Genomic DNA, 15,974 nt, shown 5'->3' with positions numbered 1-15,974 from the left:
GCCCGCCCGAGAGCGCGCCGGGCTTGCGGCCTGCCAGCGGGGCGAGGCCCATGTGGCCCAGCACCACGTCGGCGCGGGCGCGGTCGGGGGCCTCGCCGCGCAGGCGGGCGCCGAACGTGACGTTGTCGCGCACCGTGAGCCAGGGCAGCAGCATGTCGGCCTGCGCCATGAGCGCGACGCGGCCGGGCAGGGGCGCGCCGTCCTCGGCGCCGATCTCGCCGTCGAGGGTCACGTCCTCGGCGATGCCGGCGAGGCAGTGCAGCAGGGTCGACTTGCCCACGCCGGAGGGGCCCAGGAGGCAGGTCCAGCGGCCGGCGGGGGCGGTGATCGCGACGGGATCGAGGATGCGCTTGCCGCCGATCGAGAGACCGGCGGCGATGCGCAGGCCCGGCGGGGTCATGGCGCGAGCCCCATGTCCCAGAAGCCGACTTCGAGCCGCGTGGCGGTGGTGAAGCGGTGGCAGACGCCGGGCCAGCGGGGGCTGGCCTGCGGATCGTCTCCCAGCCGCCGGGCGACGGCGCCGTCGATCAGTGCGCCGACGGCCGTGCAGACCTGCTGGTAGTCCTCGGAGGCGTAGGTGTCGATCCAGTGGCGATAGGGCGTCTCGCCCGCCTCGGACGCCAGCCGCGCGCCGATCTCGCCGTAGCCCAGAACGCAGGGCGCCAGCGCCGCGAGAAGGTCGAGGAAATCGCCCGAATGGCCGGAATCGAGCACGTAGCGCGTGTAGGCGAGGTTGGCGGGCGCCTCGGGCGCGGCGAAGAGCGTGGCCTCGTCGATGCCCTCCTTGGCGCAGGTCTCGACGTGCAGGCGCGTCTCGTCGCCGATGAGCGCCTGCACCGTGTCGGCGCAGAGGCGCATCTCGTCCAGCGTCTCGGCCTTGGTGACGGCCAGCGCCCAGGCGCGCGAGAAATGCACGAGGAAGACGTAGTCCTGCACGAGATAGTGCAGGAAGCTTTCGCGCGGGAGGGAGCCGTCGGCCAGCTGCCGCACGAAGGCGTGGCGGGTGTAGTCCTGCCAGTGCTCGCCCGCGGCGGCGCGCCAGAGCGGGAAGGTGGTGCCGTAGGTCATTGCGCCTCCGGCACCATGGCGAGGTCGGAGACGGGGCGGGCTTCGTCGATCAGGCCGGAGTCCACGAGAAAGCGCTCGAAGCGCTCGTAGCGGCCCGGGTCCAGCGCGGCGGGGCGCAGGGCGAAGCGCGGCACCGTGTCGGTCCAGGCTTTCGCGTTCAGCTCGTCGTCCAGCTCGGCCGAGGTGCTCTTGAAGATCTCCCAGCTCTCCTGCGGATGGTTCACGATATACTGCACGCCCAGTTCGGTCGCCTCGAGGAAGCGGGCGATCATGTCCTCGTCCATGGTCTCGGGGTTGGCGACGTAGACAAGCTCGTCGTAGGCGGGCACGCCCTCTTCTTCGAGATAGAAGCAGCGGCCGGGGACGCCCTCGATCTCCATCTGGTTCAGCTCGAAATTGCGGTAGGCGCCGATGACCGCGTCGACCTGCCCGGACATGAGCGCGGGCGAGAGCGACCAGTTCACGTTGACCAGCTCCACGTCCTCGGCGGTGAGGCCCGCGGGCTTGAGCATGGCCGAGAGCAGGGCCTCCTCGACGCCCGCGACGGAGAAGCCGACCTTGCGGTCCTTGAGGTCGGAAAGCTCCTTCACGGGGCCGTCCTCCAGCACCAGCAGGCAGTTGAGGGGCGTGGCGACGAGGGTGCCGACGCGCTTGAGCGGCAGGCCCTCGGAGACCTGAAGGTGCAGCTGCGGCTGGTAGGAGATGGCGAGGTCGGCGCGCCCGGCGGCCGCCATCTTGGGCGGGTCGGCGGGATCGGCGGGGGCGACGATCTCGACCTCGAGCCCGGCGTCCTCGAAATAGCCCAGCTCGTCGGCGACGATGATGGGGCCGTGGTCGGGGTTCACGAACCAGTCGAGGACGAGGGTCATCTCGTCGAGGCCGTCCTGCGCGGCGGCGGGGCTGGCGGCGAGCGCCAGTGCGACAAGGGCGTGTTTCATGCGGGGGTTTCCTCCGTGGGGGTGTCTTGGTCCGGGTCGCCCATGGCGACGAGGACGATCTCGCCGTCGCGGCGGGCGGCGAGGGTTTCGGCGGCGCTCCAGGACCGCTGGCCCGAGCGGCAGCAGAGCACGGTGCGCTGGCCTGCCTCCGGGGGCGGGGCAGCGGCGATCCCGGCGGGGTCGATGCGCAGGGCGCCGGGGCGGGCGAGGGGTGCCTCGTCCGGCGCGCGCAGGTCGATGACCTGGTCGCCGGGCGCGATCTGCGCGGGCGCGATGAAGCGGGGCGCGCGGTCCGGTTCGGGCGCGCCGTGGAAGGCGAAGCCGCCGAAGCGCTGGGCGCTGGCGTCGTAGCTGGCGATGCGGCCGAGGGGGCTCTCGCCCGCGCCGGTCAGCTGGGCGAGGGCCATCTGCGCCTGCAGGCTGCCGATGACGCCGACGACGGGGCCCAGCACGCCGTCCTCGGCGCAGGAGCCGAGGCGCTGCGGCAGGTCGGGGAAGATCGCGCGGAGCGAGGGGGCGCCGCCGCAGAAGCCGCCTGCGTAGCCCTCCATTCCGATGACCGAGGCGCTGACGAGCGGCAGGGCGCGCCCGTGGCAGAGGTCCGAGAGGATGTAGCTGGCCGCGAAGCTGTCGGCGCAGTCGAGCACGAGGTCGGTGCCCTCGGCCAGCTTCTCGGCGTTTGCGGGGTCGAGGGCGGTGACGTGCGGTTCGATCCGGCAGTCGGGGTTGAGGCCGCGCAGGGTGCCCGCGGCGGCCTGCGCCTTGGGGCGGCCGATGTCGGACATGCGGAAGAGCGTCTGGCGGTGCAGGTTGCTTTCGTCCACGCGGTCGGGGTCGACGAGGCGGATGTGCCCCAGCCCGGCGCCCGCGAGGTATTGCAGCACCGGCGCGGCGAGGCCCCCGGCGCCGACGACCAGTACGCTTGCCTCCTGCAGCCTGCGCTGGGCCGGGGCGCCGAAGCCGGGCACGGCGGTCTGGCGGGCGTAGCGGGTCATCGTGTCGCCTCGATCCATGCGCGCATGCGCGCCTCGGGGTCGGCGTTGAGCGTGATGTCGGTGACGACCGAGACCACGTCGGCGCCCGCCGCGAAGGCCTGCGGGGCGCGGTCGATGTTCAGCCCGCCGATTGCCACGAGGGGGATGTCGCCGATGCGGGCCTTCCACGCGGTAAGCTTCTCGGTGCCCTGCTGGTGCCATTTCATCTTCTTGAGGATGGTCGGCCAGACCGGGCCGAGGGCGATGTAATCGGGCGCGCAGGCGAGCGCGCGGTCGAGTTCGTCCTCGTCGTGGGTCGAGATGCCCAGCTTCAGCCCGGCGCGGCGGATGGCGGGCAGGTCGGCGGTGTCGAGATCCTCTTGCCCGAGGTGGAGCCAGTCGCAGCCGAGGTCGATGGCCGCCTGCCAGTGGTCGTTGACGACCATCGTGGCGCCGTGGTGGCGGCAGAGGTCGCGGCCTTGGGTCAGCTTGTCGCGCAGGGCGGGCTCGGGCGTGTCCTTGATGCGCAGCTGCACGAGCCTGACGTCCAGCGGCAGGGCGCGGGGGAGCCAGGCGGGATCGTCGAAGATGGGGTAGAAGCGGTCGAGGGTCATTCCAGCACCGCCAGTCCCAGCACGGGGGTCGAGGGGGCGGCCATGTCGCGGGGCTCCATCGGGTCCGCCTCGTAGGCGAGGCGGCCGGCCTCGAGACCGCGGGCAAAGCCCTCGGCCATGGCGGCGGGGTCGCCGGCCTTCGCGACGGCGGTGTTGAGGAGCACGGCGTCGAAGCCCAGCTCCATCGCGGCGGCGGCCTGCGAGGGCAGGCCGAGGCCCGCGTCGATGACCATGGGCACGTCGGGGAACTGGGCGCGCAGGGTGCGCAGCCCGTAGAGGTCGTTCAGCCCGAGGCCGGTGCCGATGGGCGCGCCCCAGGGCATCAGCACCTCGCAGCCCGCGTCCAGCAGGCGGCCGGCGAGGATGCCGTCCTGCGTGGTGTAGGGAAAGACCTTGAAGCCGTCGTCCGAGAGGATGCGGGCGGCCTCGACCAGTCCGAAGGGGTCGGGCTGGAGGGTGTCGGCGTGGCCGATGACCTCGAGCTTGATCCAGTCGGTGCCGAACATCTCGCGCGCCATCTGGGCGGTGGTGACGGCCTCGCGCACGGAATGGCAGCCGGCGGTGTTGGGCAGGACGGGGACGCCGAGGTCGCGGATGAGGTCCCAGAAGGACTGCCCGGCGCCGCCGCCCGCCGCCTCGCGGCGCAGCGAGACGGTGGCGATGCCCGCGCCCGAGCGACGGAAGGCCTCGGCCAGCACCGAAGGCGAGGGATATTGCGCGGTGCCCAGCATGAGGCGGGACGAAACCTGTGTGCCGTAGAAGGTGGGCATGGGTCAGCCTCCCTGCCGTGGGGCGAGGATCTCGACGCGGTCGCCCTCGGAAAGCGTCGTGCCGGGGCGGGCGGCGCTGGGGACGAAGCCCTCGTTGACGGCGGTGGCGACGCGGGCCTCGCCGTAGCCCAGTTCCGCGAGCGCGGCGTCGAGCGTGGTGGCCGCGATGTCGCGGCTCTCTCCGTTGACCGTGATCTTCATGGGGTCACCTCCGGGGTTGGCTGTCCGGTGAGCTGCCCGGCCACCGCGCGCGCGAGCGCGGGGGCCATGAGGAAGCCGTGGCGGAACAGGCCGTTGACGTGGATGCGGTCGTCCTGCGCAACGACGCGCGGCAGGTTGTCGGGAAAGGCCGGGCGGGCGTCGGCGCCCAGCTCCAGCACCTCGGCCTCGGCGAAGGCGGGATGCAGGGCGTAGGCGGCGTTGAGCAGTTCCACGACCGAGCGCAGGGTCGCGGGGCCGCGGCTGTCGCCCTCGATCTGGGTGGCGCCGAGCATGTGGATGCCGCCGCCGCGCGGCACGATGTAGAGCGGGTGGCGCGGGTGCAGCAGGCGCACGGGGCGCGAGAGCGCGACCTCGGAGGTGCGCAGCACGGCCATTTCGCCGCGCACGCCGCGCAGGTCCGGCAGGCGGTCGCGGGCGGCGAGGCCCCGGCAGTCGATCAGTCGCCCCTCGTGCGGCGCTTCGGGGAGGATCTCGACGCCCTTCCCGGCAAGGCCCGCGCGCAGGGCGGCGAGCGCGTCGCGGGGGCTGAGATGCGCCTCGGTCGGGAAGTGCAGGGCGCGGTCGAAGCGTTCGGAGAGGTCCGGTTCCAGCGCCGCGATGCCCGCGCGGTCGAGCGTCTCGTGCCGTTCGGTGCGGCGGGCGAAGCGGTCGAGCTCGCGCCGGTCGCGGCCGAGGGCCAGCACGAGCGAGCCGGCGTGGGTGACCTGCGCGCCCGCGGCCTCCCACCAGCGGGCGGCGTCGCGGCCGAGGCGGACGACCTGCGGCTCGGCGGTCTCGCCCTCGCACTCGGGGGCGAGCATGCCGCCCGCCCACCACGAGCAGTGATGCGCGCCGGGGCCGCCCGCCGGGTCGATCAGGCGCACGGACAGCCCGCGCGCGGTCAGTTCATGCGCCGTGGCAAGGCCCGCGACCCCGGCGCCGAGGATGGTGGCGTCGACGCTCATGCCGGGACCTCGTTCCAGAGCGCGTGGAAGTGGTGCACCGGCCCGTGCCCGTGACCGATGCCCAGCCCGTCGGCGGCGCCGATGGCGGCGTGCAGCCAGTCGTGGGCGCGGGCGACGGCCTGCGGCAGCTTCGCGCCCTTCGCCAGCTCCGAGGCCACGGCGGAGGACAGCGTGCAGCCCGTGCCGTGGGTGTTGCGCGTGTCGAGGCGCGGCGAGGCATAGGTGCGGATGCTGTCGGGGGTCACGAGCCGGTCGGTGCAGGTGGGCCCCTCGGCGTGGCCGCCCTTCATCAGCACGGCGCGCGCGCCCAGGTCGCAGAGCGCGCGGCCCTGCGCCTCGGCCTCCTCGGCCGTGGCGGCGGGACCGGTCCCAAGAAGCTGCGCGGCTTCGGGCAGGTTGGGGGTGAGCAGCGTGGCGCGGGGCAGCAGGTGTTCGCGCAGCGCGGCGATGGCGCTGTCGGCGAGCAGCACGTCGCCGGATTTCGCGACCATCACGGGGTCGAGCACCACCGGCCCGGCGTAGCCGTCGAGGGCGCGGGCGACGGCGCGGGTGATTTCGGCGCTGCCCAGCATGCCGATCTTGACCGCGCCCGCGCCGATGTCGTCCAGCACCGAGGCGACCTGCGCCGCGACGAGATCGGGGGGCAGCAGTTCGACCGCCTGCACGCCGCGCGTGTTCTGGGCGGTCACCGCCGTGAGCGCCGTGGTGGCGTAGACGCCGAGCGCCGAGGCGGTCTTGACGTCGGCCTGGATGCCCGCGCCGCCGCCGCTGTCGGAGCCCGCGATGATGAGTAGGTTGGGGGTCTGGCCCATGTCGTCCTCCGCACGTGGGGTGCCGGCGGGACGATCAATGGTTGCACGACCTCGGGGGGTCTCACTGCCATCATCCGTTCCCTACGCCGGCATTGCCCGGATCAGGTTCGATGGGTCGGCAGATTGCCTCTCAGCCCCTTTGCGGGGCGCCCCAACGGAATACCCTGACGGTAAGTCCCGGCGCGGGGGGATTCAAGGGGGCGCGGTGTCAGTCGTAGGTGCGGTCCGACAGGGGCGTGCGCTCGATGGCCTCGTTGATGCGGTCGAGCAGGATGGTCTCGGCCCGGTTCTTGACCGCGTGGGGGTTCCAGACGACCTGCACGTCGATGGCGGGCAGGTTGTCGTAGGGCGGCGTCTGCCAGAGCACGCCGTCGGCCACGTCGCGGGCGGTGACATGGACCGGCAGCGGGCCGATGCCGAGGCCGGCGATGATCATGCGGCGGACCTCCTCGAGGTTCGAGGAGGTGCCGACAATGCGCTCGCCGAGGCTGGACTGGGCGCGCATGAGGGTGACGGGTTTGAGCACGTCCTGCAGGCGGTCGGTGTCGAAGCTGACGGTGGCCTGCCCGGCCATGTCGGCGCGGGTGAGCCCGGCGCGGCCGAAGAGCGGGTGCGGCGGGCCGCAGAAGAGGCCGAAGAACTCGCGGTAGAGGCGGCGGTACTCGAGGCGGGGATTGCGCTCGCGCACGAGGCAGATGGCGAAGGAGGCGCGCTTGGCCGAGACCTCGGCGATGGCGTCGATGCTGGACAAGACTGTGATCGAGAGTGTCGCCGCCGGGTGCGCGGCGTGGAAATCGGCCAGCACCTGATCGAAAAGCGGGCAGACGACGTGGCTGGCGACCGCGATGCTGACCTGGCCGCGCACCTCGTCGGTGGTCTGGCGCAGCAGGGTCGAGAGCCGCAGGATGGAGCCGTTGATCTCGACCGCCTCGCGGTAGAGCAGCTCGCCCGGGTCGGTCAGGGCGTAGCGGCCCGGCCCGCGGTCGATGAGACGGCGGCCGATGCGATCCTCGAGCCTTTTCAGGGCGGTAGAGACCGAGGGCTGGCTGAGGCGCAGATGCGCGGCGGCCTCGGTGACCGAGCGGGATTCGGCCAGCACGACGAAGGTGCGCAGCAGGTTCCAGTCGAGTTCGCGGGCGATCCGCTCGGGATCATACCAGCCGTCGGCGTCGTTCTGCGGGGCGTCCATAAACAGGGCCTATATTCATAATTCTCATTATCTATTTGCCCTATGAATGACCCCTTCGCATGGTTTCCGCAAGTTGAATGCATCGAGGAACCGGCATGTCGGTCGAAGCCCGCGAAGCGCGCCAGCCCTGGATCCTGCTCTCTCCCGCCCTGACGGCGGTGGGGCTGCTGCTGTTCGTGCCGCTGATGTTCATCGTGGTCTACAGCTTCTGGCTGCGGACCTCGACCGGGGCGGACCAGGCGGGGTTCTACCTCGACAACTGGCGCGAGGCGCTGACCGATCCGTTCTACCGCGACATCCTGCTCAACACGCTGAAGATCGCGGCCATCACCACGGCGGTCTGCGCGGTCATGGGCTACCCGGCGGCCTATTTCATCGCGCGGTCGAAGGGGAGCAAGGCGATCCTGCTGCTGCTGCTCATGCTGCCCTTCTGGATCAGCTACATCATCCGCACGATGAGCTGGATCAACATCCTGGGCGTCTCGGGGGCGCTGAACACGGCGCTGCTGTGGACGGGGCTCATCAGCGAGCCGATCCAGATGCTCTACAACGAGACGACGGTGATCCTGGGGCTGGTGCACTTCCTGCTGCCCTTCATGGTGCTGAACGTCTTCGTGAGCCTCGACGGCATCGACACCACGCTTGAGGACGCCGCGAACTCGCTGGGGGCGACGAAGTGGGAGGCCTTCGTGCAGGTGACGCTGCCGCTCTCGCTGCCGGGGCTCGCGGCGGGGGGGCTGCTGTGCTTCGTGCTGGGGGCGGGGACCTACATCACGCCGCTGGTGCTGGGCGGGCCCACGGACGCGATGTTCGCGAACCTCGTGTTCGAGGCGATCATCACGCAGCTGAACTGGCCGCTGGGCAGCGCGCTGAGCCTGATGCTGCTGGCGGTGCTGGGCGTGCTGGTGACGATTTACAACCGCTATCTCGGCATGGCGCAACTGATGAAGGGGCTGGGCTGATGGGCTGGATCCTGATCCGCAGCTACGCGCTGCTCGTCTACCTGTTCATGTTCCTGCCCGTCGCCGTGGTCGTGCTGCTGAGCTTCAACGCCTCGCAGTTCGGCAGCTTTCCGATGACGGGCTTTTCGTTCCGCTGGTTCATCGAGCTGGCGCAGAACGAGGCGATCCTGCGGGCCTTCCGCACCTCGATCGTGCTGGGGCTGCTGACGGCGCTGATCTCGACCACGCTGGGGGTGCTCGCGAGCCTCGCGCTGGTGCGCTACCGGGTGCCGGGGGCCAACGCGGTCTCGACCCTGCTGATCGCGCCGATCCTCGTTCCGGAAGTCGTGCTGGCGGTGGCGCTGCTGCTGTTCCTGAACTTCCTGGGCGTGAACAAGAGCTTCGCGCTGCTGCTCTTCGGCCACGTGATCTTCACGCTGCCCTTCGTGATCCTCGTGGTGCAGGCGCGGCTGGTGGCGATCCGGCGCGATGTCGAGGAGGCCGCCATGAGCCTCGGCGCGAGCCCGCGGCAGACCTTCTTCCAGATCACGCTGCCGCTGATGCTGCCGGCGGTGCTGGCGGGGGCGCTCTTCGCCTTCACGATCAGCTTCGATGACATCACCGGAACGCTCTTCTGGAAGCCCGGCGGGGTCGAGACCGTGCCGACGCAGATCTTCGCCATGCTGCGCAACTCGATCAGCCCGGAGATCAACGCGCTGGGCACGGTGATGATCGCCATGACCGTGGGCCTGCCGCTGCTGGGCGCGGCCATCGCCCGGACCCTATCCACGAAAAGCGGCACCTGAGACCGCTGCGACCCCCGTGACCGACAAGGAGTGAGACGATGAGGAAAATGGACAACACCACCCGCTACGAGCGCCTGCGCGAGCGCTACATGAACGGCGACGTCGACCGCCGCACCTTCCTGGGCCTGATCGGCGCCGCGGGCGCGGCCTATGGCCTGGTGACGCCCTACCGCGCCTTCGCGCAGGACGTGAGCCAGGTGCGCTTCGACGGCTGGGGCGGCGTCGTGTCGGAGGCCTTCCGCCAGTATGCCTTCGATCCCTACACCAAGGAGACCGGCATCGAGGTCGTCGACGGCACCTTCGGCGGCGGGGACGAGTACCTGAGCCGGGTGAAGGCCAGCCAGCCCGGCGAATACAACATCGCCCACCTCTCGGGCGTCTTCGACTACGCGCGCTATCACGGGCTGGACCTGTCGACCGAGCTGAACGAGGACAACATCCCGAACCTGCAATACGTCATCCCCAAGCTGGTCGACGTCTTCCGCAAGGTCTCGGGCGGGTCGCTGTCCTGCGTGCCCTACGACTACGGGACCACCGGGCTTGCCTATAACCGCAAGCACATCTCGGACGAGGAGATGAAGGAGAAGGGCGCCAAGATCCTCATCGACGAGGCCTACAAGGGCAAGATCGCCGGCTGGGGCGACTGGCGCACGCGGATCTGGTTCGGCGCGCTGCAGACCGGGCAGGACCCGAACAACGCCGAGGACATGGACGCGGTCTGGGACGCGATCCGGCAGCACCGCGACCTCGCGCTGAAGTACTGGGGCTCGGGCGCCGAGCTGATGAGCTTGCTCGCCGAGGAGGAGATCTACGTCACCGAGGGCTGGTCGGGTCGCATCTACGCGCTGCAGGAGCAGGGCCACGACATCGGCTACTACGACCCGCCGAACGGCTACGGCTGGCAGGAGTGCCTCTTCGTCATCAAGGGCTCGCCCATGGAGCCCTGCGAGGAGCTGCTGAACTTCATGCTGGCGCCCGAGACCTCGATCGCGGTGGCCGAGGGGCGAGAACTACCCGCCGGCGCTGGACCCCAACAAGGTCGAGCTGGGCGAGAAGATCCCGACGCTGCCCGCCTTCGACCCGAGCGGCACGCTCGACGGTCTGACCTTCGCAGATCCGGAATACTGGAACGGCCACGAGGCGGAATGGTCCAAGACCTTCGGCCGCGTGCAGAAGGGCTACTGAGGCCGCTGTCCCGCGCCTCTCTCCCCTCCCCCGTCACGGGGGAGGGGAGAGAGGCGCGGGAGACCCCTGCGCCGCCTGCCAAGGGGGCGAGACACCACGGACAGGATACCTCCATGAGCTCCGTCATCCTGCGCGACATCGTCAAGCGCTTCCACCAGTTCACCGCCGTGCACCGCACCACGCTCGAGATCGAGGACGGGGCCTTCGTCACGCTGCTGGGGCCCTCGGGCTGCGGCAAGACGACGAACCTGCGCATGATCGCGGGGCTGCTCGACCCGACCGAGGGCGAGATCCTGATCGGCGACAAGCGCGTCAACGACGTGCCGATCCACAAGCGCAACCTCGGCATCGTGTTCCAGAACTACGCGCTCTTTCCGCACAAGACCGTGGCCGAGAACGTGGCCTTCGGGCTGAAGTACCGCGACGTGCCCAAGTCCGAGATCGAGGGCCGCGTGCAGAAGGCGCTGGACCTCGTGCAGCTGCCGGACGTGGGCGGGCGCTATCCCAAGGCGCTCTCGGGCGGGCAGCAGCAGCGCATCGCGCTGGCCCGCGCCATCGTGATCGAGCCCGACGTGCTGCTGCTGGACGAGCCGCTCTCGGCGCTCGACGCCAACCTGCGCGAGGACATGCGCGTCGAGCTCAAGCGCATCCAGGAGCGCATCGGCGTGACCACGGTCTTCGTCACCCACGACCAGTCCGAGGCGCTGGCCATGTCCGACAAGATCGTCGTCATGAGCGCCGGGCGGGTCGAGCAGGTGGGCTCGCCGGCCGAGGTCTACAACACGCCGGCCTCGGAGTTCGTGGCGAACTTCCTCGGGGCGTCGAACATCCTGCCGGCGAAGGTCGCGGGCCGCGACGGCGAGGGCGCGCGGCTGGAGGCGGATCTCTTCGGGCCGGTGACGGTGCCGGCCGAGCGGGCGGCGACGCTGGACGGCGCGGGGGCGGCCAAGCTGGTGCTGCGCGCCGAGAAGCTGCTGCTGCGGCCGCAGGACACGCCCGCCGACGGCATGGTGAGCGCCCCCGCCACGGTCGAGACGGTGGATTACCAGGGCCAGACGGTGCGCTACTTCGTCCGCGTGGGCGAGACGCAGCTGCAGGCCATCAACATGATCGACGGCAGCCCCTACGCCGAGGGGCAGGCCGTGCAGGTGGCGTTCCAGCCAAAGGACTGCGCCGCCCTTCCGGGAGCCTGACAATGAGCCATCTGTTCTACCAGGGACGCGGGCGCAAGCCCGTGCTCGACCAGGCGCGCGGTGTCTACATGTGGGACACCGACGGGCGCCGCTACCTCGACGGCTCGTCGGGGGCCATGGTCTGCAACATCGGCCATTCCGACGAGACGGTGCTCGCCGCCATGCGCGCGCAGATGGAGCGGGCGACCTTCGGCTACCGGCTGCACTTCGAGACCGAGGCCTCGGAGAAGCTGGCGGCGGCGACGGCGGCACGGATGCCGGCGGGGCTCGACAAGGTGTTCTTCGTCTCGGGCGGCTCCGAGGCGGTCGAGAGCGCCATGAAGCTCGCCCGCCAGCACGCGCTGGCGGTGGGGCAGGGCAGCCGCTGGAAGGTGATCGCGCGCAGCCCCAGCTACCACGGCTGCACGCTGGGGGCGCTGGCGGTCACAGGCTACAGCTCGCTGACCGCGCCCTTCGCGCCGATGATGCGCGAGATGCCCAAGGTGCCCGCGCCGCGCGCCTACCTCGACGGGCTCGACCCCGAGGACCCGGCGACCGGCCATCACTACGCCGACATGCTGGAGGCGCGGATCGAGGCCGAGGGGCCCGAGAGCGTGCTGGCCTTCCTCTGCGAGCCGGTGGGCGGCGCCTCGACCGGGGCGCTGGTGCCGCCGGCGGGCTACATGGAGCGGGTGCGCGAGATCTGCGACCGCCACGGCGTGCTGCTTATCATGGACGAGGTCATGACCGGCGCGGGCCGCACCGGCGCCTTCCTGGGCTGCGAGCACTGGGGCGTGCGGCCGGACATCGTGGTGCTCTCCAAGGGCTTCGCCGCGGGCTACGCGCCGCTGGGGGGCATCGTGGCCGACGACCGGCTGGTCGAGCCGGTGCTGGACGCGGGCGGCTTCGCCCACGGCTTCACCTATGCCGGCAACCCGCTGGCCTGCGCCGCGGGCCACGCGGTGCTGCAGGTGATCGAGGCCGAGGGCCTGATCGGGCGCGCCGCCGAGATGGGGGCGAGCCTCAAGGCGCGGCTGGAGCGGCTCATGGCGCGGCACGAGATCATCGGCGACGTGCGCGGCAAGGGGCTGCTGCTGGCCTTCGAGTTCATGGCCGACCGCGAGACCAGGGCGCCGCTGCCGCGCGAGTGGCGGGCCTTCGAGCGCTTCGTGCAGATCGCCTACGACATGGGGCTGATCGTCTACTCGCGGCGCACCCGCGACGGGATCGAGGGGGATCACATCCTCGTCTGCCCGCCGCTCATCGTCATCGAGCCGCAGCTCGACGAGATCGAGGAGACGCTCGACCGGGCGCTGACGGCCTTTGCCGCGGAACTGCCCGCGCGGCGGGAGCACGCCTGATGTCGAAGATCCTGATCACCTGCGCGGTCACCGGTTCGATCCACACGCCGTCGATGTCGCCGCACCTGCCCGTCACCCCGGACGAGATCGCCGCGCAGGCCGTCGAGGCGGCCGAGGCGGGGGCCTCGATCCTGCACCTGCACGCGCGGGACCCAGAGACCGGCCGGCCCTCGGCCGATCCGGCGCATTTCCGGGCCTTCCTGCCGCGCGTGAAGCAGGCGACCGACGCCGTGCTGAACCTGACGACCGGGGGCAGCGCCGTGATGACGCTGGACGAGCGCCTCGCCGCCCCGCGCGAGGCCGAGCCCGAGATGTGCTCGCTCAACATGGGGTCGATGAACTTCGCGCTCTACCCGGCGGCGGACCGCATCACCGAGTGGCAGCACGACTGGGAGGAGCCCTTCCTGCGCGGCTCGGACGACCTGATCTTCAAGAACACGCCGCGCGACATCGCCCGCGTGCTGACCGAGCTCGGCGAGCAGCGCGGCGCGCGGTTCGAGTTCGAGTGCTACGACGTGGGCCACCTCTACATGCTGCGGCACTTCGTGGACCGGGGGCTGGTGAAGCCGCCCTACTTCATCCAGTTCGTCTTTGGCGTGCTGGGGGGCATCGGGGCGGACCCCGAGAACCTCGACCACATGAAGCGCATCGCCGACAAGCTCTTCGGCAGCGACTACACCTTCTCGGTGCTGGCGGCCGGGCGGCACCAGATCCCCTTCACCACGATGGCGGCGGCCATGGGCGGGCACGTGCGCGTGGGGCTCGAGGACAGCCTGACCATCGCGCGCGGGCGGCTCGCGACCTCGAACGCCGAGCAGGTGGCCAAGATCCGCCGCATCGTCGAGGACCTGGGCCGCGAGGTCGCGACGCCCGCCGAGGCGCGCGCGATGCTGGGGCTCAAGGGCGCGGACCGGACGGCGATATGACGATCTCGCTGCGACAGGCCAGCCGCGCCGACGCGCCCCGGCTGAACGCCGCGCTGGCGCGGCTTTCGGCCGAGCTGGGCGATACGCACAACGCGACCGACGCCGAGATCGCGGCGGCCGGCTGGGGCGCGGCGCCGCTCTTTCGCGCGCTGCTGGCCGAGGAAGGCGGCGTCGTGGCGGGCGGCCCGGTGCTGGGCTGCGCGCTCTACTCGGTGGTCTTCTCGACGGCGCGGGGCGGGGGCGTGGTGCATGTCTCGGACCTCTGGGTCTCGGCCGAGGCACGCGGCGCCGGTCTGGGCCGCCGCCTGCTGGCCGGGGTCGCGGCGGACGCCGAACGCACCTGGGGCGCCGAGCGGATGAAGCTCGACGTCTACCACGACTCGCCGCGCGCCCGGGTCTTCTACGAGCGGCTGGGGTTCCGCCCGGCGACGCACCACGACGAGATGCGGCTCGACCCCGAGGGGGTGGCCGCGCTGAAAGGACCGGCATGAAGGGCTTTTTCGACGACCGCCAGTGGCACCACGACCCGCAGCATTTCATGGCCAACGGCACGCTGATGCCCAACCCCGAGCAGCCGCGCCGCATCGAGGTGCTGAAGGCCGCCGCCGAGGAGGCGGGCTGCGCCTTTGCCGCGCCGGTGGACGCGGGGCTGGGGCCGATCGCGGCGGTGCACAGCGCGGAGTACCTGACCTTCCTGCGCAACATCCACACCCGCTGGCAGCGGATCGAGGGCGCGGGCCCCGAGGTGATCCCCAACATCCACCCGGCGAGCCGCACCGACGGCTACCCGAAATCGGCCGTCGGGCAGGCGGGCTGGCACCAGGCCGACACCGCCTGTCCCATCGCCGCGGGCACCTGGGAGGCCGCCTACTGGTCGGCGCAGACGGCGCTGGCCGGGGCCGATGCGCTGGGCGATGGCGCGCGGCTGGCCTACGCGCTGTCGCGGCCGCCGGGGCACCACGCCTTCCGCGACCTCGCGGGCGGCTTCTGCTTCTTCAACAACGCGGGCATCGCCGCCGAGCGGCTGCGCGCGGCGGGGCTGCGGCCGGCGATCCTCGACGTGGACGTGCACCACGGCAACGGGACGCAGGGGATCTTCTACGACCGGGACGACGTGCTCACGGTTTCGATCCACGCCGATCCGGCGCGGTTCTATCCCTTCTTCTGGGGCCACGCGCAGGAGCGCGGCGAAGGCCGGGGGCTGGGCTGCAACCTGAACCTGCCGCTGGCGCGGGGGACCGGGGACGAGGAGTACCTCGGGGCGCTGCGCATGGCGCTGGACCGGGTGCGCGACTTCGGCACCGAGGCGCTGGTGGTGGCGCTGGGGCTGGATGCCTCGATCGACGATCCCTTCCGGGGGCTGGCGGTCACGCAGGAGGGCTTCCGGCGCATCGGGGCGGCGATCACCGCCACGGGGCTGCCGGTGCTTTTCGTGCAGGAGGGCGGCTATATCAGCGACACGCTGGACGCGAACCTGCGCTGCGTGCTGGAGGGTGCGCAGGGCGGCTGAGGCCCGGTCCCGCGGGTTCGGCCCGGGCCGCCTGCGGGCGAAATGATAGACGTCTATCAAAAACCTGTTGACGCGGCGTGGCCGCCCGGGCGAGGGATCGTGCGGGAGGAGCGCGATGCAGCGCAACATGCCGACATTGAGCGACGTGGCGAAGCGCGCCGGCGTCAGCTACGCGACCGCGGACCGCGTGGTGAACGCGCGCGGCGGCGTGGCCGAGAAATCGGCCCGGCGCGTGCGCGAGGCCATCGACGCGCTGGGCTACGTGCGCGACGTGAGCGCCGCCAACCTCTCGCAGCGGCGGACGTACCGCTTTGCCGTGGTGCTGCCCGCCGGAACCAATGCCTTTTTCGCGGTGATGCGCCGCGCGCTGGAGGCGCGGCGCGAGGCGCTGCGCCGCGAGCGGGTCGAGCTGCGGCTGGAAGAGGTCGCGGCCTTCGACGCCGAGGCGCTGCGCGCCTGCCTGCTGCGGCTGGGCGAGGCGGGTGTCGACGGCATCGCGCTGGTGGGCAGCGACGGCCCCGGCGTGGCCGAGGCGCTGGAGG

General features: G+C 71.4%; 18 protein-coding genes and 1 riboswitch. Of the genes, 8 read left to right on the top strand and 10 right to left on the bottom strand.

Going from position 1 to position 15,974, the window contains the following annotated elements; genetic code table 11:
• The 10 genes from SALMUC_RS27580 to SALMUC_RS27535 all read right to left on the bottom strand — a co-directional run.
• Positions 1 to 400 (bottom strand): ATP-binding cassette domain-containing protein (locus SALMUC_RS27580; protein WP_037373130.1); only part of this gene is annotated, 400 nt, incomplete at its 3' end.
• Positions 397 to 1,068: a thiaminase II gene (tenA, locus tag SALMUC_RS27575; RefSeq protein ID WP_020043410.1), complete on the bottom strand. Its 672-nt coding sequence runs from the start codon at positions 1,066 to 1,068 to the stop codon at positions 397 to 399. The genes tenA and SALMUC_RS27580, both read right to left, overlap by 4 nt.
• Positions 1,065 to 2,006, bottom strand: coding sequence for an ABC transporter substrate-binding protein (locus SALMUC_RS27570; RefSeq protein ID WP_020043411.1), 942 nt, complete (start codon positions 2,004 to 2,006; stop codon positions 1,065 to 1,067). The genes tenA and SALMUC_RS27570 overlap by 4 nt, the downstream gene beginning before the upstream one ends.
• Positions 2,003 to 3,001, bottom strand: a complete 999-nt coding sequence (locus SALMUC_RS27565; RefSeq protein WP_020043412.1) for a HesA/MoeB/ThiF family protein — start codon at positions 2,999 to 3,001, stop codon at positions 2,003 to 2,005. Before SALMUC_RS27565 ends, SALMUC_RS27570 begins: the two co-directional genes overlap by 4 nt.
• Positions 2,998 to 3,594 (bottom strand): thiamine phosphate synthase, encoded by a 597-nt coding sequence (locus tag SALMUC_RS27560; protein ID WP_020043413.1) that lies wholly within the window; start codon positions 3,592 to 3,594, stop codon positions 2,998 to 3,000. The genes SALMUC_RS27565 and SALMUC_RS27560 overlap by 4 nt, the downstream gene beginning before the upstream one ends.
• Entirely contained in the window at positions 3,591 to 4,364 is a 774-nt protein-coding gene (locus SALMUC_RS27555; RefSeq protein WP_020043414.1) for a thiazole synthase, read from the bottom strand. Before SALMUC_RS27555 ends, SALMUC_RS27560 begins: the two co-directional genes overlap by 4 nt.
• Before the next feature lie 3 nt (positions 4,365 to 4,367).
• Complete coding sequence (thiS, locus tag SALMUC_RS27550; RefSeq protein WP_020043415.1) at positions 4,368 to 4,565, bottom strand: sulfur carrier protein ThiS; 198 nt, start codon at positions 4,563 to 4,565, stop codon at positions 4,368 to 4,370.
• Positions 4,562 to 5,530: an FAD-dependent oxidoreductase gene (locus SALMUC_RS27545; RefSeq protein ID WP_020043416.1), complete on the bottom strand. Its 969-nt coding sequence runs from the start codon at positions 5,528 to 5,530 to the stop codon at positions 4,562 to 4,564. The genes thiS and SALMUC_RS27545 overlap by 4 nt, the downstream gene beginning before the upstream one ends.
• Positions 5,527 to 6,342, bottom strand: coding sequence for a bifunctional hydroxymethylpyrimidine kinase/phosphomethylpyrimidine kinase (gene thiD, locus SALMUC_RS27540; RefSeq protein ID WP_020043417.1), 816 nt, complete (start codon positions 6,340 to 6,342; stop codon positions 5,527 to 5,529). The genes SALMUC_RS27545 and thiD overlap by 4 nt, the downstream gene beginning before the upstream one ends.
• A gap of 61 nt (positions 6,343 to 6,403) precedes the next feature.
• Positions 6,404 to 6,506, bottom strand: a riboswitch (TPP riboswitch).
• Between the two features lie 44 nt (positions 6,507 to 6,550).
• Positions 6,551 to 7,531 carry a LysR family transcriptional regulator gene (locus SALMUC_RS27535; protein ID WP_020043418.1) on the bottom strand — a complete coding sequence of 327 codons (981 nt, stop codon included), beginning with the start codon at positions 7,529 to 7,531 and terminating at the stop codon, positions 6,551 to 6,553.
• A gap of 95 nt (positions 7,532 to 7,626) precedes the next feature.
• Between SALMUC_RS27535 and SALMUC_RS27530 the strand changes: the two genes are divergently transcribed.
• The 8 genes from SALMUC_RS27530 to SALMUC_RS27490 all read left to right on the top strand — a co-directional run.
• On the top strand, positions 7,627 to 8,493 hold the full coding sequence (locus SALMUC_RS27530; protein WP_020043419.1) for an ABC transporter permease: 867 nt from the start codon (positions 7,627 to 7,629) through the stop codon (positions 8,491 to 8,493).
• Positions 8,493 to 9,278, top strand: a complete 786-nt coding sequence (locus SALMUC_RS27525) for an ABC transporter permease (RefSeq protein WP_020043420.1) — start codon at positions 8,493 to 8,495, stop codon at positions 9,276 to 9,278. The genes SALMUC_RS27530 and SALMUC_RS27525 overlap by 1 nt, the downstream gene beginning before the upstream one ends.
• Positions 9,279 to 9,325: 47 nt before the next feature.
• Positions 9,326 to 11,656: an extracellular solute-binding protein gene (locus SALMUC_RS31440; RefSeq protein ID WP_245584761.1), complete on the top strand. Its 2,331-nt coding sequence runs from the start codon at positions 9,326 to 9,328 to the stop codon at positions 11,654 to 11,656.
• Between the two features lie 2 nt (positions 11,657 to 11,658).
• A complete protein-coding gene (locus SALMUC_RS27510; protein WP_020043423.1) occupies positions 11,659 to 12,996 on the top strand; it encodes an aminotransferase family protein in 1,338 nt (445 codons plus the stop codon).
• Positions 12,996 to 13,922, top strand: coding sequence for a 3,5-dioxohexanoate:acetyl-CoA acetone transferase (kce, locus tag SALMUC_RS27505; RefSeq protein WP_020043424.1), 927 nt, complete (start codon positions 12,996 to 12,998; stop codon positions 13,920 to 13,922). The genes SALMUC_RS27510 and kce overlap by 1 nt, the downstream gene beginning before the upstream one ends.
• Positions 13,919 to 14,413, top strand: a complete 495-nt coding sequence (locus SALMUC_RS27500) for a GNAT family N-acetyltransferase (protein WP_020043425.1) — start codon at positions 13,919 to 13,921, stop codon at positions 14,411 to 14,413. Before kce ends, SALMUC_RS27500 begins: the two co-directional genes overlap by 4 nt.
• Positions 14,410 to 15,432 (top strand): histone deacetylase family protein, encoded by a 1,023-nt coding sequence (locus tag SALMUC_RS27495; protein WP_020043426.1) that lies wholly within the window; start codon positions 14,410 to 14,412, stop codon positions 15,430 to 15,432. The genes SALMUC_RS27500 and SALMUC_RS27495 overlap by 4 nt, the downstream gene beginning before the upstream one ends.
• 115 nt (positions 15,433 to 15,547) lie before the next feature.
• Positions 15,548 to 15,974, top strand: a 427-nt coding sequence (locus SALMUC_RS27490) for a LacI family DNA-binding transcriptional regulator (RefSeq protein ID WP_020043427.1), incomplete at its 3' end; no start/stop codon positions are given.

The organism is Salipiger mucosus DSM 16094, assembly GCF_000442255.1.
Lineage (GTDB): Bacteria > Pseudomonadota > Alphaproteobacteria > Rhodobacterales > Rhodobacteraceae > Salipiger > Salipiger mucosus.
Note: the sequence above shows the minus strand (reverse complement) of the source record. Positions and strands in the feature narration are given on the sequence as shown.